General features: G+C 67.2%; 21 protein-coding genes. 16 read left to right on the forward strand and 5 right to left on the reverse strand.

Going from position 1 to position 22,475, the window contains the following annotated elements; all coding sequences use genetic code 11:
- Positions 1-71 precede the first annotated feature (71 nt).
- Positions 72-1,160, forward strand: coding sequence for a lysine-2,3-aminomutase-like protein (locus ACQY76_RS20295; RefSeq protein WP_428030493.1), 1,089 nt, complete (start codon positions 72-74; stop codon positions 1,158-1,160).
- The gene (locus ACQY76_RS20300) at positions 1,157-2,344 is read left to right on the forward strand and encodes an NAD(P)/FAD-dependent oxidoreductase (RefSeq protein ID WP_428030494.1); all 1,188 of its coding nucleotides are present in this window, start codon (positions 1,157-1,159) and stop codon (positions 2,342-2,344) included. The genes ACQY76_RS20295 and ACQY76_RS20300 overlap by 4 nt, the downstream gene beginning before the upstream one ends.
- Positions 2,345-2,350: 6 nt before the next feature.
- Here ACQY76_RS20300 and ACQY76_RS20305 read toward each other — a convergent pair whose 3' ends face one another.
- Positions 2,351-2,863 carry a flavin reductase gene (locus tag ACQY76_RS20305; RefSeq protein WP_428030495.1) on the reverse strand — a complete coding sequence of 171 codons (513 nt, stop codon included), beginning with the start codon at positions 2,861-2,863 and terminating at the stop codon, positions 2,351-2,353.
- A 394-nt stretch (positions 2,864-3,257) separates the two neighbouring features.
- On the opposite strand from ACQY76_RS20305, the gene ACQY76_RS20310 reads away from it, so the two are divergent.
- The 6 genes from ACQY76_RS20310 to ACQY76_RS20335 all read left to right on the forward strand — a co-directional run bounded on the left by ACQY76_RS20310 (position 3,258) and on the right by ACQY76_RS20335 (position 9,068).
- Complete coding sequence (locus tag ACQY76_RS20310) at positions 3,258-4,175, forward strand: branched-chain amino acid ABC transporter permease (protein WP_428030496.1); 918 nt, start codon at positions 3,258-3,260, stop codon at positions 4,173-4,175.
- Between the two features lie 11 nt (positions 4,176-4,186).
- Complete coding sequence (livM, locus tag ACQY76_RS20315; RefSeq protein WP_428030497.1) at positions 4,187-5,629, forward strand: high-affinity branched-chain amino acid ABC transporter permease LivM; 1,443 nt, start codon at positions 4,187-4,189, stop codon at positions 5,627-5,629.
- On the forward strand, positions 5,629-6,591 hold the full coding sequence (locus tag ACQY76_RS20320; RefSeq protein ID WP_428030498.1) for an ABC transporter ATP-binding protein: 963 nt from the start codon (positions 5,629-5,631) through the stop codon (positions 6,589-6,591). The genes livM and ACQY76_RS20320 overlap by 1 nt, the downstream gene beginning before the upstream one ends.
- Positions 6,592-6,650: 59 nt before the next feature.
- Positions 6,651-7,364: an ABC transporter ATP-binding protein gene (locus ACQY76_RS20325; protein WP_428033069.1), complete on the forward strand. Its 714-nt coding sequence runs from the start codon at positions 6,651-6,653 to the stop codon at positions 7,362-7,364.
- 104 nt (positions 7,365-7,468) lie between these two features.
- Positions 7,469-7,837 carry a DUF6867 family protein gene (locus tag ACQY76_RS20330; RefSeq protein ID WP_428033070.1) on the forward strand — a complete coding sequence of 123 codons (369 nt, stop codon included), beginning with the start codon at positions 7,469-7,471 and terminating at the stop codon, positions 7,835-7,837.
- A gap of 130 nt (positions 7,838-7,967) precedes the next feature.
- Entirely contained in the window at positions 7,968-9,068 is a 1,101-nt protein-coding gene (locus tag ACQY76_RS20335) for a branched-chain amino acid ABC transporter substrate-binding protein (protein ID WP_428030499.1), read from the forward strand.
- 111 nt (positions 9,069-9,179) lie between these two features.
- Here the strand turns inward: ACQY76_RS20335 and ACQY76_RS20340 are convergent, their stop codons facing one another.
- Positions 9,180-9,911 carry a cytochrome c biogenesis CcdA family protein gene (locus ACQY76_RS20340; protein WP_428030500.1) on the reverse strand — a complete coding sequence of 244 codons (732 nt, stop codon included), beginning with the start codon at positions 9,909-9,911 and terminating at the stop codon, positions 9,180-9,182.
- Between the two features lie 129 nt (positions 9,912-10,040).
- On the opposite strand from ACQY76_RS20340, the gene ACQY76_RS20345 reads away from it, so the two are divergent.
- From ACQY76_RS20345 to ACQY76_RS20360, 4 genes are all read left to right on the forward strand, one after another.
- A complete protein-coding gene (locus ACQY76_RS20345) occupies positions 10,041-11,033 on the forward strand; it encodes a P1 family peptidase (RefSeq protein WP_428030501.1) in 993 nt (330 codons plus the stop codon).
- Positions 11,034-11,160: 127 nt separating this feature from the next.
- Positions 11,161-12,360 carry a quaternary amine ABC transporter ATP-binding protein gene (locus ACQY76_RS20350; protein ID WP_428030502.1) on the forward strand — a complete coding sequence of 400 codons (1,200 nt, stop codon included), beginning with the start codon at positions 11,161-11,163 and terminating at the stop codon, positions 12,358-12,360.
- A gap of 12 nt (positions 12,361-12,372) precedes the next feature.
- Entirely contained in the window at positions 12,373-13,227 is an 855-nt protein-coding gene (locus ACQY76_RS20355; RefSeq protein ID WP_428030503.1) for an ABC transporter permease, read from the forward strand.
- Positions 13,228-13,297: 70 nt separating this feature from the next.
- The gene (locus ACQY76_RS20360) at positions 13,298-14,152 is read left to right on the forward strand and encodes a glycine betaine ABC transporter substrate-binding protein (RefSeq protein ID WP_428030504.1); all 855 of its coding nucleotides are present in this window, start codon (positions 13,298-13,300) and stop codon (positions 14,150-14,152) included.
- A gap of 138 nt (positions 14,153-14,290) precedes the next feature.
- Here the strand turns inward: ACQY76_RS20360 and ACQY76_RS20365 are convergent, their stop codons facing one another.
- Positions 14,291-14,665, reverse strand: a complete 375-nt coding sequence (locus ACQY76_RS20365) for a hypothetical protein (protein ID WP_428030505.1) — start codon at positions 14,663-14,665, stop codon at positions 14,291-14,293.
- 311 nt (positions 14,666-14,976) lie between these two features.
- Between ACQY76_RS20365 and ACQY76_RS20370 the strand changes: the two genes are divergently transcribed.
- The 3 genes from ACQY76_RS20370 to purB all read left to right on the forward strand — a co-directional run bounded on the left by ACQY76_RS20370 (position 14,977) and on the right by purB (position 19,939).
- Entirely contained in the window at positions 14,977-17,142 is a 2,166-nt protein-coding gene (locus ACQY76_RS20370; RefSeq protein ID WP_428030506.1) for an inverse autotransporter beta domain-containing protein, read from the forward strand.
- Between the two features lie 78 nt (positions 17,143-17,220).
- Positions 17,221-17,907, forward strand: a complete 687-nt coding sequence (gene rpe / locus ACQY76_RS20375) for a ribulose-phosphate 3-epimerase (RefSeq protein WP_428030507.1) — start codon at positions 17,221-17,223, stop codon at positions 17,905-17,907.
- A 724-nt stretch (positions 17,908-18,631) separates the two neighbouring features.
- Positions 18,632-19,939, forward strand: coding sequence for an adenylosuccinate lyase (gene purB / locus ACQY76_RS20380; protein ID WP_428030508.1), 1,308 nt, complete (start codon positions 18,632-18,634; stop codon positions 19,937-19,939).
- A 52-nt stretch (positions 19,940-19,991) separates the two neighbouring features.
- Here the strand turns inward: purB and ACQY76_RS20385 are convergent, their stop codons facing one another.
- Complete coding sequence (locus ACQY76_RS20385) at positions 19,992-20,672, reverse strand: SH3 domain-containing protein (protein ID WP_428030509.1); 681 nt, start codon at positions 20,670-20,672, stop codon at positions 19,992-19,994.
- A 289-nt stretch (positions 20,673-20,961) separates the two neighbouring features.
- On the reverse strand, positions 20,962-21,285 hold the full coding sequence (locus ACQY76_RS20390) for a DUF1476 domain-containing protein (RefSeq protein ID WP_428030510.1): 324 nt from the start codon (positions 21,283-21,285) through the stop codon (positions 20,962-20,964).
- A 314-nt stretch (positions 21,286-21,599) separates the two neighbouring features.
- Between ACQY76_RS20390 and purC the strand changes: the two genes are divergently transcribed.
- Positions 21,600-22,409 carry a phosphoribosylaminoimidazolesuccinocarboxamide synthase gene (gene purC / locus ACQY76_RS20395; protein ID WP_428030511.1) on the forward strand — a complete coding sequence of 270 codons (810 nt, stop codon included), beginning with the start codon at positions 21,600-21,602 and terminating at the stop codon, positions 22,407-22,409.
- Positions 22,410-22,475 lie beyond the last annotated feature (66 nt).

Here is a 22,475-nt window from a genome sequence, read left to right on the forward strand (position 1 = left end):
TTGCGTCCACTATAACGCGGCGAAGCGCCTCCGCCTTGCCGGAGCGCGCGGAAACGATCACAAGACCGCGCATGAGTTCCGCCCGCCCCTCGCTCTTTCCCTTGCATCCCTTCCCCGCCCTGCCCGAGCGGACCCTTCGGCGCGTCGGCGAACTTGCCGACGCCGGTCTGGTCGCGGCCGACCCGGCGCTGGAGGCGGTCGCCGCCCGCTACGCCGTCGCGGTGACACCGGCGCTCGCCGGCCTGATCGATCCTGCCGACCCCGCCGACCCCATCGCCCGCCAGTTCCTCCCCGATGCGCGCGAGCTGGAGGCGCACCCGCAGGAGAGCGAAGATCCCATCGGCGACGCCGCGCACAGCCCGGTGCCGGGTATCGTCCACCGCTACCCCGACCGGGTGCTCTTGAAGCTGGTCGGGGTCTGCGCCGTCTATTGCCGCTTCTGCTTCCGCCGCGAAATGGTCGGGCCCGGGGCGGAAACGAGCCTCACCGAGGAAGCGCTGGACGGCGCCCTCGCCTATATCGCCGCGCGCCCGGAGATCTGGGAAGTGGTGCTGACGGGCGGCGACCCGCTGGTGGCGTCGCCGCGCCGGCTGGCGGAGCTGATGGCTCGCCTCGCCGCCATCCCGCATGTGAAGGTCGTGCGCTTCCACACCCGCGTGCCCATTGCCGCGCCGGAGCGCGTGACGGGCGCGCTGGTGGTGGCGCTGCGGGCGCCCGGCGTGACCACCTATGTCGCCATCCACGCCAACCATGCCCGCGAACTCGGGACCGAGGCGCGCGCCGCCCTTGCCCAGCTGGCGGATGCCGGCATCGCGCTGGTCGGCCAGAGCGTGCTGCTCGCCGGCGTCAATGACTCGGCAGAGACGCTGGCCGCCCTGTTCCGCGCGCTCGTCGAGTGCCGGGTGAAGCCCTATTATCTGCACCATCCCGACCTTGCTCCCGGCACCGCGCATTTCCGCCTGACCATACAGCGTGGGCAGGAATTGATGGCGGCGCTGCGTGGGCGGGTCTCCGGCCTTGCCTTGCCGACCTATGTGCTCGACATCCCCGGCGGCCACGGCAAGGTGCCGATCGGGCCGGGCTATCTCGAAGCCGCGCCCGAGGGCTGGCGCGTCACCGATTATTGCGGCGACGTGCATGATTATGGAGAAGGCGTGTGAGCCACCCCGCGCCCGTCGACGTGGTGGTGATCGGCGCCGGCGCCGCCGGGCTGATGTGTGCCATCGAGGCCGGCCGTCGCGGCCGCCGCGTCGTGGTGCTCGACCATGCCCGTGCGCCGGGCGAGAAGATCCGCATTTCCGGCGGCGGCCGCTGCAACTTCACCAATCGCGACGCCGGCCCGCGCCACTATCTCTCGGCCAATCCCGGCTTCGCCATCTCGGCATTGAAGCGCTTCTCGGCGCGGGATTTCATCGCCCGTATCGACCGGCGCGGCATCGCCTGGCACGAGAAGACGCTGGGCCAGCTGTTCTGCGACGGCTCGGCCCGGCAGGTCGTCGACATGCTGACCGACGATCTCCGGGAGGCGGGCGGCGAGTTGCGCCTCTCCACCGCCATCACGGCGGTCAACCGCATCCCGGAGGGCTTCAGCGTGACGACCGCAAACGGCACGTTTGCCTGCGCGTCGCTGGTCGTCGCCTCGGGGGGCAAGTCGATCCCGAAGATGGGCGCCACGGGCTTCGGCTACGAGATCGCCGAGCGCTTCGGCCTTGCGCTCCAGCCCACCCGCCCCGGCCTTGTGCCGCTCACGCTCGATCCCGCACTGCTGGAGCGCCTCGCGCCGCTCGCCGGCATCGCGGTGGAGGGACGGGTGACCCATGGCAAAACCCGGTTCGAGGAAGGGCTGCTGTTCACCCATCGCGGCGTCTCCGGGCCGGCGATCCTGCAGATTTCGTCCTATTGGCGCGAGGGCGACGCGATCACCCTTGCGCTGGCACCCGGCACGGATGTCTTCGCGCGGCTGCGCGAGGCCCGTGCCACGCATGGAAGGCAGTCGCCTGCCACCGCACTGGCGAGCATTCTGCCCAAGCGCCTCGCCCAGCTCATTGCCGAGCGCGAGGCGGGTGCCGTCAATCTCGCCGACCTCTCCGACAAGGCGTTGCGGCGCCTCGACGAGGCGGTGAATGGCTGGCAACTCAAGCCGACCGGCTCTGAGGGCTACCGCACCGCCGAGGTGACGCTGGGCGGCGTCGACACCGCCGGCCTCGATTCGCGGACCCTGCAGGCGCGCGAGGTACCGGGCCTCTATTTCATCGGCGAGGTGGTGGACGTCACCGGCTGGCTCGGCGGCTATAATTTCCAATGGGCATGGTCGTCCGGCTGGGTCGCCGGGCAGTTTGCCTGAGCGACCTCAGACCGACAGGAAACCCCGCCCGAGATAAGCGAGCCTCGCCTTGTCCGGGCCCAGCGTCACCGCCTCGACCCGGCCGACCAGCACGTCATGGGTGGCGATGGTGCGCACCTCCACCATGCGGCACTGGAAGACCGCGATGGCCCCGGTGAGGCAGGGAACGTCCAGCGCGCCGTCATGCCAGTGGCCGACGCCGAATCGGTGCTCGCCCTCCAGCCCGCCGCGTCCGCCGAAACTCTCGGCCACCGCCTGCTGCTCGGCCCCAAGCATGTTCACCGCGAACCGTCCGGACTGCCGGAAGGCAGCGGCGGAACGGATGCGGCGGTTGAGGCAGACCAGCAGGGTCGGCGGGCTGTCGGAAACCGAGGCCACCGCGGTGGCGGTGAAGCCGGCGCGCCCATCCGGACCGCGTGTGGTGATCACGTGCACGGCGGCGACGAGCCGGCTCATTGCCTCCCGATAGAGGCCGGCCTCGACCCCGTGCTCCGCGCCATGCGCCTTATGATCGTCCACGCCGTCTCGCCTCCCGGGGCCGCCCGCGGCGCGAACGGTCCACACCACATGGCAGAGCTGTGCATAACCCTGTCGGCGCCAATTTGAAAATCGCTGTGGCAACGCGCTGTACACATGACATTGCGGCGACGGGATTAATACTTTCGGACACATGCCCGACCAGCCTTCGCCACAATAACCGCTTGAGTTGCAAAGACTTTCGTCATTTAGGTATTATAATACTTAACTATCACGCATTCCGATCGATTGCATTTCGCCTTTCGATCGAATTGTATCGGAGCTCGGCGCGGGCTAAGAGTCAGAGGCGCACATCGTACGGGCACGGTCATAAACTGTGCAAAAGCCCGACGGTCGTGCCTTGCGCGAATGCGGCTGAGGGGAGCCGGCGAAAATCATGGAAATCTTTGTTCAGCAGCTCATCAACGGGCTGACTCTCGGCTCCATCTACGGGCTGATCGCGATCGGCTATACGATGGTGTTCGGCATCATCGGCATGGTGAACTTCGCCCATGGCGACGTGTTCATGGTCTCCGCCTTCATCGCGCTGATCTGCTTCCTTCTGGTCACCACGGTCCTGGGCATCACCTCCATCTTCCTGGCGCTGGCCATCGTGCTGGTGGTGGCGATGGTCTTCACCTCGCTGCTCAACTGGGCCATCGAGCGTGTCGCCTACCGGCCGTTGCGCGGCTCGTTCCGGCTGGCGCCGATGATCTCGGCCATCGGCATGTCGATCTTCCTCGCCAATTTCGTTCAGGTGACGCAGGGCCCGCGCAACAAGCCGATCCCGCCGATGATCACCGACGTGATCGTGCTGATGGATAACGGCTCCTATCAGGTCACGCTCGCCTGGAAGCAGGTCATCATCATGGTGATCACCGCCGCCCTGCTGGGAGGCTTCTGGTATCTCGTGCAGAAGACCTCGCTCGGCCGCGCCCAGCGCGCCTGCGAGCAGGACCGCAAGATGGCGGCGCTGCTCGGCATCAATGTCGACCACACCATCTCGCTGACCTTCGTCATCGGCGCGGCCCTCGCCGCCGTCGCCGGCACGCTGTACCTCATGTATTACGGCGTCGCGAACTTCGCGGATGGCTTCGTGCCGGGCGTGAAGGCCTTCACCGCCGCGGTGCTCGGCGGCATCGGCTCGCTGCCCGGCGCCGTGCTCGGCGGGCTGCTGATCGGCCTGATCGAGACGTTCTGGTCCGCCTATTTCTCCATCGAGTACAAGGATGTGGCGGCGTTCTCCATTCTCGCCATCACGCTGATCTTCATGCCGCAGGGCCTGCTGGGGCGGCCCGAGGTCGAGAAGGTCTGAGGTCGCGCATCATGGCTGTCCAGACCGCCGACACCGCCCCGCCTGCGGCCACGGCCGCCTCCCCGTCCATCCTGGGCCACGCCTTCAAGGATGCGCTGATCACCGGGCTGATCGCCCTCGGCCTGTTCGGCCCGCTGATCGGGTTCCAGACCGTCATCATCGATGGCGCGCTGGGGCTGGCCTACAGGCCCTCGCTGCTGGCCATCATGGTCAGCATCATCTTCGTCGGCCGGCTGCTGCTCAACCTCACCATCTGGTCGCCGAACCGCAAGCCGTCTTCCCATAGCGGGCCGACGCTGTTCGACCGCGCCGGCACGGTGATGGGCCCCGGCGTCAAGCCGGCGCTGCTGGCCTTCGCGGTGCTCTTCCCGTTCCTCGCCACCTTCACCATGGGCGGGCTGAACGAGAGCCGCTATCTGATCGACCTCGGCATCCTCATCCTCACCTATGTGATGCTGGGCTGGGGCCTCAACATCGTGGTCGGCCTCGCCGGCCTGCTGGATCTCGGCTACGTCGCCTTCTATGCGGTGGGTGCCTACACCTATGCGCTGCTGGCCACTTCGGCACCGATCAACGACTTCTTCGCCGGGCTGTTCGGCGCCACCTTCTGGGCCAACTGGGCGTTCTGGATCTGCCTGCCCATGGCCGGCATCTTCGCCGGCGTCTGGGGCATGATCCTCGGCTTCCCGGTGCTGCGGCTGCGTGGCGACTATCTCGCCATCGTGACGCTGGCCTTCGGGGAGATCATCCGCCTGGTGCTCATCAACTGGGTGGACTTCACCAATGGCGGGGCGGGCATCGCCTCCATCCCGCGCGCCACCTTCTTCGGCATCCCCTTCAATGCCGGGCCGGATGGTTTTGCGGCGTTGTTCGGGCTGCCGTTCAACCCGATGCACCGCATCGTCTTCCTGTATTTCGTCATCCTGGCGCTGGCGCTGGTTACGGCCTTCGTCACCGTGCGCCTGCGCCGGCTGCCGGTGGGCCGCGCCTGGGAAGCCCTGCGCGAGGACGAGATCGCCTGCCGCTCGCTCGGCATCAACACCACGACGACAAAGCTCTCCGCCTTCGCCACCGGCGCCATGTTCGGCGGCTTCGCCGGCTGCTTCTTCGCCGTGCGCGCCGGCTTCGTCAGCCCGGAGAGCTTCACCTTCGACGTCTCGGCGATGATCCTCGCCATCGTCGTGCTCGGCGGCATGGGCTCGCAGATCGGCGTCGCGGTGGCGGCGGCGGTGATGATGGGCGGCATGGAGATGCTGCGCAATCTCGGCTTCCTGAAGCAGGTCTTCGGCAATGATTTCGACCCCAGCCTCTACCGCATGCTGATCTTCGGCTTTGCGATGGTCGCCATCATGGTGTGGAAGCCGCGCGGCCTGGTCTCCACCCGCGACCCGACCATCTTCCTGAAGGAGCGCAAGGCGGTTTCCGGCGATCTCGTGAAGGAGGGCCACGGCTGATGTCGACCTCTCCCGCAAACGGCCTCCCGCGCTGGGAAGCCGACACCATCCTCTCGGTCGAACACCTGTTCATGCGCTTCGGCGGCCTGATCGCGGTGAACGACCTCAGCTTCAAGGTCGGGCGCGGCGACATCACCGCCCTCATCGGCCCCAACGGCGCCGGCAAGACCACGGTGTTCAACTGCATCACCGGCTTCTACAAGCCGAGCGAGGGGCGCCTCGTGCTGGCCCATGGCCGGGCGCCGACGCCGGACGAGGTCACCGAGGTGACGCGGATCGGCGAGCGTTCGCTGGTCGGTCGCGACGCTGGCGTGTTCCTGCTGGAACGGATGCCCGACTATCAGGTCTCCGGCGTCGCCAAAGTGGCGCGGACCTTCCAAAACATCCGGCTGTTCACCGGCATGACGGTGCTGGAGAACCTCATGGTTGCCCAGCACAACGCGCTGATGGCCGCCTCGGGCTATTCGCTCAAGGGGCTGTTCGGGCTGCCCGGCTGGGCCCGCGCGCAGCGTGCCGCCACCGAGAAGGCGACGTACTGGCTCGAAAAGGTCGGCCTCACCGACCGCGCCGACGACCCGGCCGGTGACCTGCCCTATGGCGCGCAACGGCGCCTGGAGATCGCCCGCGCCATGTGCTCGGAGCCGATCCTGCTCTGCCTCGACGAGCCTGCAGCCGGCCTCAACCCGCGCGAGAGCCTCGAACTCAACACGCTGCTGCGCGCCATCCGCGCCGAACACGGCACCTCGATCCTGCTGATCGAGCACGATATGAGCGTGGTGATGGAAATCTCCGACCACGTGGTCGTGCTGGATTACGGCACCAAGATTTCCGACGGCTCGCCGGAAGCGGTGAAGAACGACCCGCGCGTCATCGCCGCCTATCTCGGTGTCGACGAGGATGCGGTGGAAGAGGTCGAGGCCGAACTCCACATCGAACATTCCGCGACGGGGGCCCTCTCGTGAGCGATACTCTCACCGCCGCCACGCCGACGCTCGCCACGCCCGGCCGCACGGATGAGCCGATGCTCGCGGTGCGCGGCGTCAAGACCTTCTACGGCAACATCATGGCCCTGCGCGGCGTCGACGTGGACGTCTACAAGGGCGAGATCGTCACGCTGATCGGCTCCAACGGCGCCGGCAAGTCGACGCTGATGATGACCATTTTCGGCCAGCCGCGGCCGCGCGAGGGCACCATCACCTTCGAGGGCCGCGACATCACCAAGGTGCCGACCCACGAAATCGCGCATCTCAAGATCGCCCAGTCTCCCGAAGGGCGGCGCATCTTTCCGCGCATGACCGTGTTCGAAAACCTGCAGATGGGCGCGGCCGTCGACGGCTTCGCCCATTTCGACGCCGACCTCGAAAAGGTCTTCGTGCTGTTCCCGCGCCTGAAGGAGCGCATCAACCAGCGCGGTGGCACGCTGTCGGGCGGCGAGCAGCAGATGCTCGCCATCGGCCGGGCGCTGATGAGCCGGCCGCGCCTGCTGATGCTGGACGAGCCCTCGCTCGGCCTCGCGCCGCTGGTCGTGCGGCAGATCTTCGACGCCATCCGCGAGCTCAACCGCACCGAGGGGCTCACCGTCTTCCTGGTCGAGCAGAACGCCTTCCACGCGCTCCGGCTGGCGCATCGCGGCTATGTCCTCGTCAACGGCAGCATCACCCTTTCGGGCGCCGGACGCGAGCTGCTGGAGCGTCCGGAAGTGCGGGCCGCCTATCTCGAAGGAGGGGCGCACTGATGGCTCCCGTTTCCGGAACGCTCGTCTCCAAGGGCAGCTCGGCCAGCCTGGCCGTCGTACTGCCCGCGCTGATCGTGGCGCTCGTTATCGCCTCGGCCATCATCATGCCGATCCTGGTGGTCGAAGTGTCGCGCGCCGATTTCCTGCTCGTCACGCTGTTTCTCGGCGGCGGCGCGGCCTGGCTCACCGGGCGCTCCATCGCCACCACCTGGCGGCCCTACCGGCAGGCGGTGCTCTATGCGCTGCTGCTGGGTTGCGTGGTGCGCTTCTTCCATTTCGCCCTGTTCGAGGGCACGCTGCTCTCGCTGCAGTACTTCCTCACCGATACGGCCTTCCTGGTCGCCGTTGCAACGCTCGGCTTCCGCGCCGAGCGTGCCAAGCAGATGGCCACCCGCTATGGTTGGATCTATCGCCAGTCCGGGTTTTTCGGCTGGCTCGAAGGCGATGCCGGCAACCGTTCCGGCGAGCCCTGACAGGCACCTTCACCATGTTTCGCATGCTCGTCGACAAGAGCACCGAAAAAGGCATGATATCGGCCCGGGGCGACAGCCGCCGAGCCATAGAGGCCGCGCTTTCCACCTTCCAGAACCAGGAGAGACGTTCATGAAGAAGCTTCTGATTGCCGGCATCGCGCTCGGCGCCATGGCGGCGCTGGCCGCTCCGGCGTCGGCGCAGATCAAGGTCGGCGTGGGCGGTCCGATGACCGGCGCGAACGCCACCTTCGGTGCGCAGCTGAAGAACGGTGCCGAACAGTGGGCCGCCGACGTCAACGCCAAGGGCGGCATCCTCGGCGAGAAGGTCGAGCTGATCATCGGCGACGACGCCTCCAAGCCCGAGCAGGGCGTCTCGGTGGCCAACAAGTTCATCTCGGACGGCGTCAAGGTCGTCCTCGGTCACTTCAACTCGGGCGTCTCGATCCCGGCCTCCGAGCAGTATGCCGAAGCCGGCATCCTGCAGCTCACCCCGGCCTCGACCAACCCGGTCTTCACCGAGCGCGGCCTGACCACCGTGTTCCGCGTCTGCGGCCGTGACGACCAGCAGGGCGCCGTCGCCGGCGACTACATTGCCAAGAACCTGAAGGGCAAGAAGATCGGCATCGTCCACGACAAGACCCCCTACGGTAAGGGTCTGGCGGACGAGACGCAGAAGTCCATGAATGCCGCCGGCATCAAGGAAGTCGTCTATGAAGGCATCAACCCGGGCGAGAAGGATTATTCCGCGCTCGTTTCGAAGCTGAAGGCGGCCAACGTCGACGTGCTCTATTACGGCGGCCTGCACACCGAAGCCGGCCTGCTGGTGCGCCAGATGCGCGACCAAGGCATGCAGACCGTGCTGTTCTCGGGCGACGGCATCACCGACAAGGAGTTCTGGACCATCGCCGGTCCGGGCGCCGCCGGCACCCTGATGACCTTCGGTCCCGATCCGCGCAACAGCCCCTCGGCCACCGAGGTTGTCGCCGAGTTCAAGAAGAAGGGCATCGATCCGGAAGGCTACGTGCTCTACACCTACGCCGCTGGCCAGGTGTTCCAGCAGGCTGCCGAGGCGACCAAGTCGCTCGATAACGCCAAGCTGGCCGAGTACATCCACTCGGGCAAGACCTTCAAGACCGTGCTGGGCGACCTGATCTTCGACAAGAAGGGCGACCGCACCACCCTCGACTACGTGCTGTACGTCTGGAAGGACGGCGGCTACTCGCAGATGTGAGCCGCACCGCCGCGCCTACCCGGCGCGGCCCGGTCACCACCATCGACAAACGAAACCCGCCGGAGCGATCCGGCGGGTTTTGCTTCTGCGGGGCACGAAGCCGCCAACGGTTCAGCCGAAGGCGGACAGCGCCGGAAAGGTTTCCAGCAGCCAGTAGCTCATCTGCGCCATCCAGCCGGAGAGGAAGCCGATGCCGGTGAGCACCAGCAGCGCGCCCATCACCTTCTCGATGATCGGCAGATAGCGCCGCGCGCGGCCGAGCAGCCCGAGCGCCGGCCGCGCCATGGCCGCCACTGCGAGGAAAGGCACGCCGAGCCCGGCCGAATACACCGCCAGCAGGCCAGCGCCATGGGTCAGCGTCTGCTCGCTCGCCGCCACCGCCAGAATCGCCGCCAGCACCGGCCCGATGCAGGGCGTCCAGCCGAAGGCGAAGGCGAGTCCCATCACATAGGCGCCGAAGAAGGTGGTGGGCGCGTCGACATGCACGCGCTTGGTGCGGGTCAGCCAGCTGAAGCGCAGGATGCCGAGAAAATGCAGGCCCATCAGCAGGATGGCGACGCCTGCCACCATGGCGAGTTCCTGCGAATAGAGGCGCAGATAGGCGCCCGCCACCGAAGCCCCGGCCCCCAGCGCCACGAACACCGTCGAAAAGCCGGCCACGAACAGCGCCGCCGCGCCGAGCGTGCGCCGCGCCGCCGCGTCGGTCGGGGCCTTGTGGGTGATCTGGTCGAGGCTGGTGCCGGCGAGATAGCAGAGATAGGGCGGCACCAGCGGCAGAACGCAGGGCGAAGCGAAGCTGGCGATGCCGGCCAGGAACGCGGCCGGAAGAGTGACGTCGGCCATGAAATGAGCAACCCTAGCCTTATCCGAAGCCTCCCAATGCACCGACATACCGGCTTGCGCAATGCGGCGGCTTGGCCTCTACCCGTGATGTGATGCGCCGAGACCTGACGCGCTGTGAAGGAGGATCATATGCGGAGCCTGATCACCGATGTCGCCGGTCTTCGCGTCGGCAACGCCACAGACCTCGCCCTCGCCTCCGGCGTCACCGTCGTGCTGTTCGACGAGCCGACCGTCGCCTCCGTCGACGTGCGCGGCGGCGGACCCGGCACCCGCGAGACCGACCTGTTGGCTCCCGACGAGACGGTCGGCGCCATCCACGCCCTCACCCTTTCCGGCGGCTCCGCCTTCGGCCTCGATGCCGCCGGCGGCGTGGCGGCGGCGCTGGCCGAAAGGGGCATCGGCTTTCCCGTCGGCGATGCGCGCGTGCCGATCGTTCCCGGCGCCGTGCTGTTCGATCTCATCAATGGCGGCGACAAGAACTGGGGCCGCTTTCCGCCCTATCGCGATCTCGGCTATGCCGCCGCCAACGCGGCGGGGCTCGATTTTCCCCTGGGGACGGTGGGGGCCGGAACCGGGGCGACAACGGTGGACGTCAAGGGCGGCCTCGGCTCCGCCTCGATGGTCGCGGCCACCGGCCACACGGTTGGGGCCCTCGTGGCAGTGAACGCCTGCGGCGCCACCAACTTCCCCGGCGGCCCGCATTTCTGGGCGGCGCCCTTCGAGCAGGAGGGCGAATTCGGCGGGCTCGGCCTGCCGCACCCTTTGCCGCCTTTGCCCGCGCGCCCGGCGCTGAAGGGGCTGCCGCCCGGCGCCAACACCACCATCGCCGTGGTGGCCACCGATGCCGTGCTGACCAAGGCGCAGTGCAAGCGGCTGGCGGTGATGGCACATGACGGCTACGCCCATGCGATCTGGCCGGTGCATACCCCGCTGGACGGCGACACCATCTTCGCCGCCGCCACCGGCAAGCGCCCGCTAGAAGACCCGATCTTCGACCTCGCGCTCATCGGCGACGCGGTGGTGCGCACGCTGGCGAGGGCCTGCGCCCGCGCGGTTTTCGAGGCGACGACGCTGCCGCAACCGGGCGCCCTGCCCGCGTGGAAGGACCGTTTCGGGCGCTAGACGGTCCTTGTTGCGCCGTCGGCAATAAGGCAACCCGTCTGTCGGCTTTGCAGCCCCGCTTGTCGCATATGTCCAATCGGCATGGCTGCCATGCGTCTGACACTACCCTCACTAATGAGGGGAGCGCATGAGCGACAAGCAGCCACGCATCCGGGTCCGGGGCCTCACCAAGATTTTCGGCGACGAGGCGGGAACCGCGCTGCCGCTGCTGCGGTCGGGAAGCACCCGTGCCGAGGTGCAGCAGGCCACCGGCGCCGTGATCGGCCTGCAGGACGTCACCTTCGATGTCGACGAGGGCGAGATTCTCGTCGTCATGGGGCTTTCCGGCTCCGGCAAATCCACCTGCCTGCGCTGCATCAACCGGCTGATCGAGCCCACGGCCGGCACCGTGCACATCGACGACACCGACGTCACCGCGCTGGGCGAGCGCGACCTGATGGAACTGCGCCGCACCCGCTTCGGCATGGTGTTCCAGCAATTCGCGCTGTTCCCCCACCGCTCCATCCTGCGCAATGTCGAATATGGTCTCGAAGTGCAGGGCGTGCCCGCCGCCGCCCGTCGCGACAAGGCGATGGCGGCGATCGAGACCGTGGGGCTGAAGGGCTGGGACCAGCACTTTCCCTCGCAGCTTTCCGGCGGCATGCAGCAGCGCGCCGGCCTCGCCCGCGCCTTGGCGCTCGACCCAGACGTGCTGTTGATGGACGAGGCCTTCAGCGCGCTCGACCCGCTGATCCGCCGCGACATGCAGCAGGAACTCGTGGCGCTGCAGAAGCGGCTGAAGAAGACCATCGTCTTCGTCAGCCACGACCTTGACGAGGCCATCGCGCTCGGCGGGCGGATCGTGCTGATGAAGGACGGGCGCGTGGTGCAGCAGGGCACCGCCGCCGACTTCCTCGCCAACCCGGCGGACGAGTATGTGCGCCGCTTCGTCGAGCATATTGACGTGCTCGGCGTCGTCACCGCCGGCGACGCCATGCGCCCGCCAGTGGCGGTCCGCCCCTGGCAGAGCACCGCGGACGAGGCGCTGGCCATCCTCACCCAGTCCGGCGAGCCCGTTGTCACGGTGGTCTGCGAGCAGGGCCGCTTCCAGGGAACGGTGGATGCCGACACGCTCAGCCGCGCCGGCACCACCGAGCTCCGCCTGCTGCTCAGCGACCGCGACGCCTGCGTCGCCCGCACCGCCACGCTCAACGAGGCCGTCGCCCGGCTCGCTTCCGGCCGTGGCGAAATCGCCGTGACCGGCCCGGATGGCGAATTGTTCGGCGTTATCGCCAATGCCGACCTCATCGCCGCCCTGGCGCGGCGGCGGTTCGAGACAGCGCACTGACGGGAGCGAATAATGGCCTTCGAGATCCCGCGCATTCCCCTTGCCGAATGGTGCGACATCGCGCTCGACTGGGCGACGGAGCATTTCTCCGGCGTCACCCGCGCCATGAGCGCGGTGATCGGCACCGCCATCGAGACGACCACCGACTTCCTCGTCGGCCTGCCGCCCTGGCTGGTGATCATCGCCTGCGGGCTGCTGGTGTGGCGGCTGACGACGTGGCGCATCGCCCTCGGCACGGTGATCGGCTTCGCGTTCCTGTGGAACCTCGAATTGTGGCGGGCGACGTTGCAGTCGCTGGTGCTGGTGCTGGTGTCGACGCTGTTCGCGCTCGCCATCGGCATTCCGATCGGCGTATCGGCGGCGCTCAGCAAGCGGTTCTGGCGCATTGTCGGGCCGGCGCTCGACATGATGCAGACCATGCCGAGCTTCGTCTATCTGATCCCCGCCATCCCGTTCTTCGGGCTGGGGGCGGTCTCCGCCTGCTTCGCCACCATCGTCTTCGCCATGCCGCCCACCATCCGGCTCACTGCGCTCGGCATCCTGCAGACCCCGCCGGAACTGGTGGAGGCGGCAGACGCCTTCGGCTCCAGCCGCTGGCAGAAGCTGTTCAAGATCCAGCTGCCGCTCGCTATTCCCACCATCATGGCCGGCGTCAACCAGACCATCATGCTGGCGCTCTCCATGGTCGTCATCGCCGCCATGATCGGCGCCGGCGGGCTTGGCGGCGAGGTGTGGCGGGCGATCCAGCGGCTGGAGGCGGGCCAGGGCTTCCAGGCCGGCATCGCCATCGTGGTGCTGGCCGTCATCCTCGACCGCATCACCCAGCACATCGCCCGGCACATGCGGCGCGACCGCCAGCAGGGCTGAACCCTTTCAACGGAAGCAGCGCAACGACTTCCGATCCCAACAGACCGTTCTCAGTGTGGAGCCTCGCCCAATGTCGATCCTCGGAAACGCCCTCAAGACCGCGGCCCTCGCCGCCACCGCGCTCGGCCTCGCCGTCGGCGCCGCGCAGGCGGAAAAGAAGGACCTCACCCTCGCCTATGTGGAATGGTCCGACACCGTCGTCGCCACCAACATCGTCAAGACGGCGCTGGAATATGCGGGCTACAAGGTCAAGATCATCCCGCTCTCCGGCGCCGCCATGTGGCAGGCCGTGGCAACCGGCGAGGCCGATGCGATGGTCGCCGGCTGGCTGCCGGCCACGCACGAGGCCTATAACGCCAAGCTGAAGGACAAGGTGGTCAATCTCGGCCCCAACCTCTCCGGCGCCAAGATCGGCTGGGCCGTGCCGACCTATGTCGACATCACCTCCATCGAGGACATCAAGAAAGACCCGGCCAAGTTCGGCGGCAAGGTGATCGGCATCGATCCCGGCGCCGGCCTGATGAAGGCATCGGAAAAGGCCGTCAAGGAATACGACCTGCCGGTGAAGCTGGTCGAGGGCTCGGATGCCACGATGGTGGCGGCGCTCAAGGACGCCTACGCCAAGAAGGAGCCGATCGTCATCACCACCTGGACGCCGCACTGGATGTTCGCCGAGTGGGACCTGAAATACCTCGCAGACCCGAAGAACGTGTTCGGCGGCGAGGAGACGGTCAACACCATCGTCTCCACCAAGCTGAAGACGGAAGCGCCCGAGGCTTACAAGATCCTCGACAATTTCAGCCTTTCGCTCGACGACGAGCAGAAGGTGATGGTCGAGAACAACAAGCCCGGCGCCGATCCCGCCGCCACCGCCAAGGCCTGGGTCGCCGCCAACAAGGCCAAGGTCGACGCCTGGAGCAAGTGAGTTCGCCTTCGTCGGTGCGGCCGTCGGGCCGCGCCGACATGAGGGACGGACGTCGGACGGGCGAGCGGGCTTCCGGCCCGCCCTTCCCTGAATGCCTCCCCTTGAGCGGCCGGACGTTCCGGCCGCTCTTTCTTATGTTCAGGGGCACGGCTCCCAGAAGCCCTGCGTGCGCTGCGGGTTGGTGTAGAACCAGCAATAATTCGGCTGCGGCGGCGGGCCGGCAATGTTGGCGGCCGCGACCCCGGTCAGGAAGCCGACCGCCGCGCCCGCGGCCACCGCGCCGCCGGGCGGCCAATAGGGGCGCGGATTCACCACCACCACGCCGCCACCGCGCGGCACCGGGCCGTAATAACGGCCGGGCCCGTAATAATGCCCCGGTCCCGGCCCCCAGGCGGCGGCACAGCCGCGCCCGCCGCAACCGGCGGCGCGCCAGGCGCTCGCGTCCTGCACCGTGCCGATCCACCCGGCGGTCGACAGCACCGCCAGTGCGGCAAGCATGCTCTTTTTGATCATCTGGTCCCCTCCTCGAAATGACGGCTCCGGCCTCGCCTCGCGCGCAGCGGATTCGCTGAGGTAATGGGACGCCTTTTCCGCTTCCGCGGCAACATGCCTCTTCCGCTAGGTCCGCTGCCGGGCGCACGCCCGCAAGCAAGGCGGCGCGCCCGCTGTGCCGGGCCGCTGCTTAGAGTGCGACCAATTCGAAATTACTTTTTATGACAATAGGTTAGAGTCGTTCTTCGTTCTTTCCCGAGCGGAACGATGCTATCGCACGGCCTTGGGTCGAGGTTCGGAAACCCTCCGACACATTTCCCAGGAGAGTGCACATGAGACGCGCCGTATTTCCCATCATGCTCGCGGCGACGGTCAGCCTGCCGGCGATGGCCGGCCCGCGCGGCGTTTCCCCGGCCTCGGTGGAAGCCACGCTGGGCAGCGTCGGGGACGAGGCGTTCGGCAGTTTCGACCTGTTCCTCCCCTTGCTGGGTGACACTGACAGCCTGCTGTTCCTCGACACCCGCGCCAGTTTCGGCAGCGAGCAGGAAATCGAGCAGGGCAGCCTGGGCTTCGGCTACCGGTTCCGGCACGAGAATGGCTGGGTCTACGGCATCAACGGCTATTTCGACTATCTCAACAGCCAGTACGACAACGGCTTCACCCAGCTCGGCCTGGGGGTGGAAGCCCTGAGCCAGGATTGGGAGCTGCGCGCCAATGCCTATCTCCCCGTCGGCGACATCGAGGCCGCGCTGGCGAGCGCCAATGCCGCGCTCATCGAGACCGGCCGCCTGATCTTCCGGGCCGGCGAGGAAACCGTCATGGACGGCTTCGACGCCGAAATCGGCTACCGCCTGCCCTTCCTCACCCCGGATGACCTCACCCAGATCAAGCTGTTCGCCGGCGGCTACTGGTACACGGGCGAGGATGTCGAGGACGTGCCGGGCGTCGCTGCGCGGGTGGAGCTGTCGCGCGCCGGGCTTCCCGCCTTCGGCAATGGCTCGCGGCTGACCCTCATCGCCGGGCTGACCCATGACGAGCAGCGCGACACGCAGGGCGTCTTCCTCGCCCGCCTCCGCGTGCCGCTCGGCGACACCTCGACACAGGCGCCCTATGACCCGCTCTATCGCCGTGTCGAGCGTGCCGATGCGATCCGCACCAATGTCGGCGCCACCGGCAAGGCGGAAGCGGCGGTCTATACGGAAACCGGCCAGGTCGCCGGCAGGGTGGTCGGCATCGGCGCCGGCGACGACGCCGGCACCATCAATGCCAAGCTGGCGACGGCCGGCAATGGCGCGCTCGTGCTCGCCGGCGGCACTATCGAGGTCGATTCGGCGGTCTCGCTGCGCACCGGCCAGTTCCTGCTCGGCGGCGGCGGCGCCCTCACCGTGCGCGGCGCGACAAGCGGCGGCACCGCCGTGTTCCGCAATGCCCGACCGGCGGCGACGCTCTCCGGCACTGATGCGCTGGACGACGTCGTCTCGCTCGAGGGCGATCGCAGCGCCGTGGCGGCCCTGTCCATACGTGGTGGACGTTCCGGCATCGTTGCCGAGGGCGTGAACGGCATCGTGATGCGCGATCTCGACATCTCCGAGACCGACGAGCACGGCATCTCGCTGGCGAATGTAACCGGCGCCACCATCCGCTCGACCCGCATCCACGACCTCGCCACCTGCGAGAACAACACGGAATGCGAATGGTCGATCTTCAACCCCAATGTCGTCCACAATGCCGGCATCGCCGCGCTGGCGGTGGAGGATCTGACCATTCGCAACGTGGCGATGGAAAACGTCACCTATGGCCTGTTCGTCGGCAGCCAGTATGAGGAGATCGACTGGGAGAACGTCGTCACCGGCCAGAGCGGCAACCTCGTCGTCGACAACCTCTCCATCGTCAACAGCCGCCGCGAAGGCATCCTGCTGGTCGGCGTCGATGGCGCCGCGCTGCGCTCCATCAATATCGACAATTCCGCCATGGAACGCTCGATGGACCTGATCGTGCTGCAGAAGACCGCGCACGCGGTGCTCGATGACCTCACCTTGAAGGGCGGCATCAACGGGCTGATGTTCGCCTCGTCGTTCAACCTGCCGGGCGAGACCACCGACATCGCGGTCTCCAACGCCTTCATCGAGGACACCTACCGCGCCGGCATCTTCCTCAACCCGTCGAGCGACATCAGCTTCACCAACGTGACGATCGTCAACCCCGGCAGCTATGGCGTGTATTTCTATGGCGATGCCTATGGCTTCGCCGGCGGCCCGGTCACGGGCGTCAGCTTCACCGATGTGGCGGTGAGCGGCAGCGGCAGCTCCGCCGTCTATGTCTCCGGCCCGATCCAGGACATCTCCGGCAACATCGCAACAACGAACGTGCCCGCCCCGTGCAGCGCCGATGCCGGCGCGTGGTCCGGCACCGAGCTGATCCAGACCGCCGGGCAGGTGTTTGCCATCGGCGGCGCGACGGTGCCGGCGGGCTCGCTCTCCGCCAGTTGCGGGCTCTGAACGGAGAGAACGCCGGGACGGCATTGCCGCCCCGGCGCCTTGATGCTACGCCCCGGCAAACAGCCGGAGCCCCGCGCCATGACCACCCGCCCGCTGATCATTTCCCCCTCCATCCTCGCCTGCGACTTCGCACGCTTCGGCGAGGAAGTACGCGCGGTCGACGCCGCCGGCGCGGACTGGATCCATATCGACGTGATGGACGGGCATTTCGTGCCCAACATCTCCTTCGGCCCGGACGTGGTGAAGGCGGTTCGCCCGTTTTCCGCCAAGCCGTTCGATGTGCACCTGATGATCGCCCCGGCCGATCCTTATCTCGAAGCCTTCGCCAAGGCCGGCGCCGACCACATCACCGTCCATGCCGAGGCCGGCCCGCATCTGCACCGCTCGCTGCAGGCGATCCGCGCGCTGGGCAAGAAGGCGGGCGTCGCCATCAATCCCGGCACGCCGGCCAGCGCGGTGGAGAATGTGCTCGACCTGATCGACGTGATCATCGTCATGACGGTCAACCCCGGCTTCGGCGGCCAGGCCTTCATTCCCTCGGTGATGGAGAAGGTGCGCCAGCTCGTCGCCCTGATCGGCGACCGGCCGATCCATATCGAGATCGATGGCGGAGTCACCAAGGACACGGCGGCCGCCTGCATAAAGGCCGGCGCCAATGCGCTGGTGGCCGGCTCGGCAGTGTTCAAGGGCGGGGCGGAGGCCTATGCCGGCAACATCGACGCCATCCGCGACGCCGCCCTGCGCGAGCGCGGCGAGCTGGTGTGAGCATCGGCGCCGCCCGGTGAGCGGCGTCAGCAGCCCCGCCAGCGCCCCGATCGCCGCCGAACCGAGCGCGATCAGCCCGTCCGGCACCGCAATGGTGATGGTGCCCCGGACCGGCGTGCCCATCAGGGTGAGCTGGTAGAGCGCGAGAATCGCAATGGCCAGCACGACCAACACCAGCGAAGCGCCGACGCAGCCGACCACCATCAAATAGAGCTTTCCGTTGCTCTTGATGATCTCAAGGTCGTACTGGCGAAGGATCGCCGCATCGGCGGTGAGCTTGGCGACATCGGCGAATTCGCGGACCAGTTCGGGCGAGCGCTCCAGCTTGTTTCCCAGTTGCGGATCGCTCGACAGATCGTCGATCAGCCTGTCGGCCATACGGTCGGCCGAACGGCCCCCGGCGCCCTCTTCCGCGTCGCGCGCAATCCGCGACAGGATTTCCGCATTGGTCGGCGACGCCTCCCTCGGCCCCGATGACGCGCTCGCTGACGTGCCCTGATCGGTCACCGTCGCCGCCTCGGTCTCTGGAATGCCGGCTCCCGGCGCGGTCGGCACTTTTTTGTCGTCGTCCTCAGCCATATTCGCCCCCACGAAATACAACCTTAACGTATATACACTACCTTAAATTGTATCGACGTCCAGCGGAATTGCGCGGCTCGGTTTGCGACGTTGTCGCATGCCTGATAGAGCGCTGGGCAAACGATCCTGCACAAAGGTGCCGCTGATGATCCCGCGCTATTCCCGCCCCGAAATGGCTGCCATCTGGGAGCCGCAGACCCGCTTCCGCATCTGGTTCGAGATCGAGGCGCACGCGACCGACGCGCTGGCCGAGCTCGGCGTGGTGCCAAAGGAGGCCGCCGCGAAAATCTGGGAGATGGCCAAGGACGCCACCTTCGATGTCGCGCGGATCGACGAGATCGAGGCCGTCACCAAGCACGACGTCATCGCCTTCCTCACCCATCTCGCGGAGATCGTCGGACCGGAGGCGCGCTTCGTCCATCAGGGCATGACCTCGTCGGACGTGCTGGACACCTGCCTGTCGGTGCAACTGGTGCGTGCCGCCGACATCCTGATTTCCGATGTCGACCGGCTTCTCGCCGCGCTGGAAGCCCGGGCCTTCGAGCACAAGCTCACCCCCACCATTGGCCGCTCGCACGGCATCCATGCTGAGCCGACCACCTTCGGGCTCAAGCTGGCGCAGGCGCATGCCGAGTTCCAGCGCAACCGCGCCCGGCTGGTCGCGGCGCGCGAGGAAGTGGCCACCTGCGCCATCTCCGGGGCTGTGGGCACCTTCGCGCAGATCGACCCGCGCGTGGAGGAATATGTCGCGGCGAAGCTGGGGTTGAAGGTCGAGCCGGTCTCCACGCAGGTCATCCCGCGCGACCGGCATGCCGCCTATTTCGCCGCGCTCGGCGTCGTCGCCTCCTCCATGGAGCGGGTGGCGATCGAGATCCGGCATTTGCAGCGTACCGAGGTGCTGGAAGCGGAAGAGTTCTTCTCCGAAGGGCAGAAGGGTTCCTCGGCCATGCCGCACAAGCGCAACCCGGTGCTGACGGAAAACATCACCGGCCTCGCCCGCCTCGTGCGCGGCATGGTCACGCCGGCGCTGGAGAATGTCGCGCTCTGGCACGAACGCGACATCTCGCACTCCTCGGTAGAACGCATGATCGGGCCGGACGCGACGGTGACGCTCGATTTCGCGCTGAACCGGCTGGCGGGCGTGGTGGAGAAGCTGCTGGTTTATCCCGAGACCATGCAGAAGAACCTCGACCGCCTCGGTGGGCTGGTGCATTCGCAGCGCGTGCTGCTGGCGCTGACCCAGAAGGGCGCCAGCCGCGAGGACGCCTATCGCCTCGTGCAGCGCAACGCCATGCCGGTCTGGCGCGGCGAGGGGGATTTCCAGACGCTGCTGACGGCCGACCCGGATGTGCGGCAGTATCTGTCGGAAGAGGAAATCGCCGAGAAGTTCGATCTCGGCTACCACCTCAAGCATGTTGATACGATCTTCACGCGGGTTTTCGGACGTAGCTGACCGCCCCGAAAGAAAAAGGCCGGAGCGGGGCTCCGGCCTTCAACCCTAAGCGCTAGCGCCAGCCGCCTCGGCCACCGCCGCCGAATCCGCCAAAGCCCCGTCCGCCGCCGCCAAAGCCGCCGCGCACATACATCGGACGCGGGCCCATACCGGGACGACCGCCACCCCAGCCGGGGCGACCGGGGCCACCCCATCCGGGACGACCGGGCCCGCCCCAACCGGGACGACCGGGCCCGCCCCAACCGGGACGACCGGGCCCGCCCCATCCGGGACGACCAGGACCCCAACCGGGACGGCCAGGGCCCCAACCGGGACGGCCGGGACCCCAGCCGGGTCGGCCCCACCAGATGGGACGCGGACCCCAGCCCCAGCCGGGACCGTAATAGCCACCGCCCCAACCCGGGCCCCACGCAGAACCCGCCACCGCGCCAAGCGCGAAGGCGCCGACGCCGAGCGCGACATCGTCCGCGACATAATTGGGATTAACCATCACGGTCTGGTTACCGCCGGCGAGATAGCTGGCGCTCACCCAGCCGCCGGCGACCTGGCACCAATTGCCCTGGCAGCCGCCGACATCCACCCGCGAACCGCCCGGCAGCGCGCCGATGATGCGGAAATTCGTGCCCGGCCCGGCGCGCACGTTGAGGTCGCGCGTCACCACGGCCGCCGAGGCGGCAGCGACGCCGCCGACGAGAAGACTGGCCGCCAGTGCCAGCGTTTTCATCATTTTCATTTGAACCTCCCTGCGGGAGCGCCTTGGGTGCCATTTTCCCGGCGTACCCGAACGTCTGTTTATCCTCGCTACCAATCGAATCGGGCGAAATTGGTTGCATCACGTAGCGTGCGAGAATCGACAACGTGCTCCGGCGCACATGAAATAGCGACAGCCGGCGGGGTTCCGCGTCCGAGAGAAAGCGCTCCGCAAGGCCATTGACGGGCCTGAAGGAGGCTAGGGATGTCCGGCGGCCGACTGTCGCCGCGCCGGCCGGGCGCCGCCCCTTGGGAAGGGCGGCGCGAGGGCATCAGCCCTCGGTCTTCAGCGTCTCGATGGCAGCGGCCAGGAGCTCGTCCATGGTGCGGCGAATGCGGTGCTCGGAGACGTCGATGCCCTTGGCGTCGAAATCCGTCTTCAGCTTGCGGTAGACGTCTTCATCGCCGGCCTCTTCCAGATCCGCCGCGACGACGGAGCCGGCATAGGCGTTTGCCTCTTCGCCAGCCAGGCCGAGCTTCTCGGCCGCCCAGAGGCCGAGCGCCTTGTTGCGGCGGGCCATCGCCTTGAAACGCAGGTTCTGGTCGTGGGCGTACTTGGACTCGAACGCATCTTTGCGTTCGTCGAAGGTGCTCATGTGGTCGCCCCGTGTCTCGAGAAAAGCGCCGGCTTGATTATCGCGCCGCCGCCCCCAAATCAACGCCTCGACGCTCGGCAGGCGGCCCCTACGTCAATGTGACGCTCGTCGGCGCGGCTGCCGATGGATGCCATGAACGCCCGGGGGCCATGCGACGCGATGCTGCGCGGCGACGTTTGTATCCGCCCCCCCAATGCGATAGTGTCGGCGCGTGGGTGCAAGCGCCATGCGAGACGAATCGTTAGAGCGCGGAACGTTCGAGCTGACGTGCAGCGCCCCAGCCGTGAACCCGGAACCGGAGCCCCGGCATCCTAATGGACTTCCTCAACCGACGGTACCCACCCATGAGCCGCCGCCGCCGCATTTATGAAGGTAAGGCGAAGGTCCTCTATGAAGGCCCTGAGCCCGGAACCCTCATCCAGCACTTCAAGGATGACGCCACTGCCTTCAACAACAAGAAGCACGACGTCATTGACGGCAAAGGCGTGCTGAACAACCGAATCTCGGAATTCGTTTTCCAGAAGCTGAACGAGATCGGTGTCCCCACGCATTTCATCAAGCGGCTGAACATGCGCGAGCAGCTCATCCGCGAGGTCGAGATCATCCCGCTCGAAGTCGTCGTGCGCAACGTCGCCGCCGGCTCGCTGTCGACACGCCTCGGCATCGAAGAGGGCACGCAGCTTCCGCGCTCGATCATCGAGTTCTATTACAAGAACGACGCGCTCAACGACCCTCTGGTCTCGGAAGAGCACATCACGGCGTTCGGCTGGGCCACCACCCAGGAAATCGACGACATCATCGCCCTGGCGATCCGCGTCAACGACTTCCTGTCCGGCCTCTTCCTCGGCGTCGGCATCCGTCTTGTGGACTTCAAGATGGAATGCGGTCGGCTGTGGGAAAACGACATGATGCGCATCGTCGTCGCCGACGAAATCAGCCCGGATTCCTGCCGGCTGTGGGACATCAAGTCGAACGACAAGCTCGACAAGGACCGCTTCCGTCGTGACATGGGCGGCCTGGTCGAAGCCTATTCGGAAGTCGCGCGCCGTCTCGGCATCATGTCCGAGAACGAGCGCGTCCAGACCGGCGGGCCGGTTCTGGTGAAGTCCGAACCCGAAGAGTGACGACGCCGGATGCGCAATGCGCTGCCCTCGGGTCAGCCATTCCGCATTCGAGCATTGAGCCGTTCG

Source organism: Ancylobacter sp. (genome assembly GCF_965279025.1).
Taxonomy (GTDB): Bacteria; Pseudomonadota; Alphaproteobacteria; order Rhizobiales; family Xanthobacteraceae; genus Ancylobacter.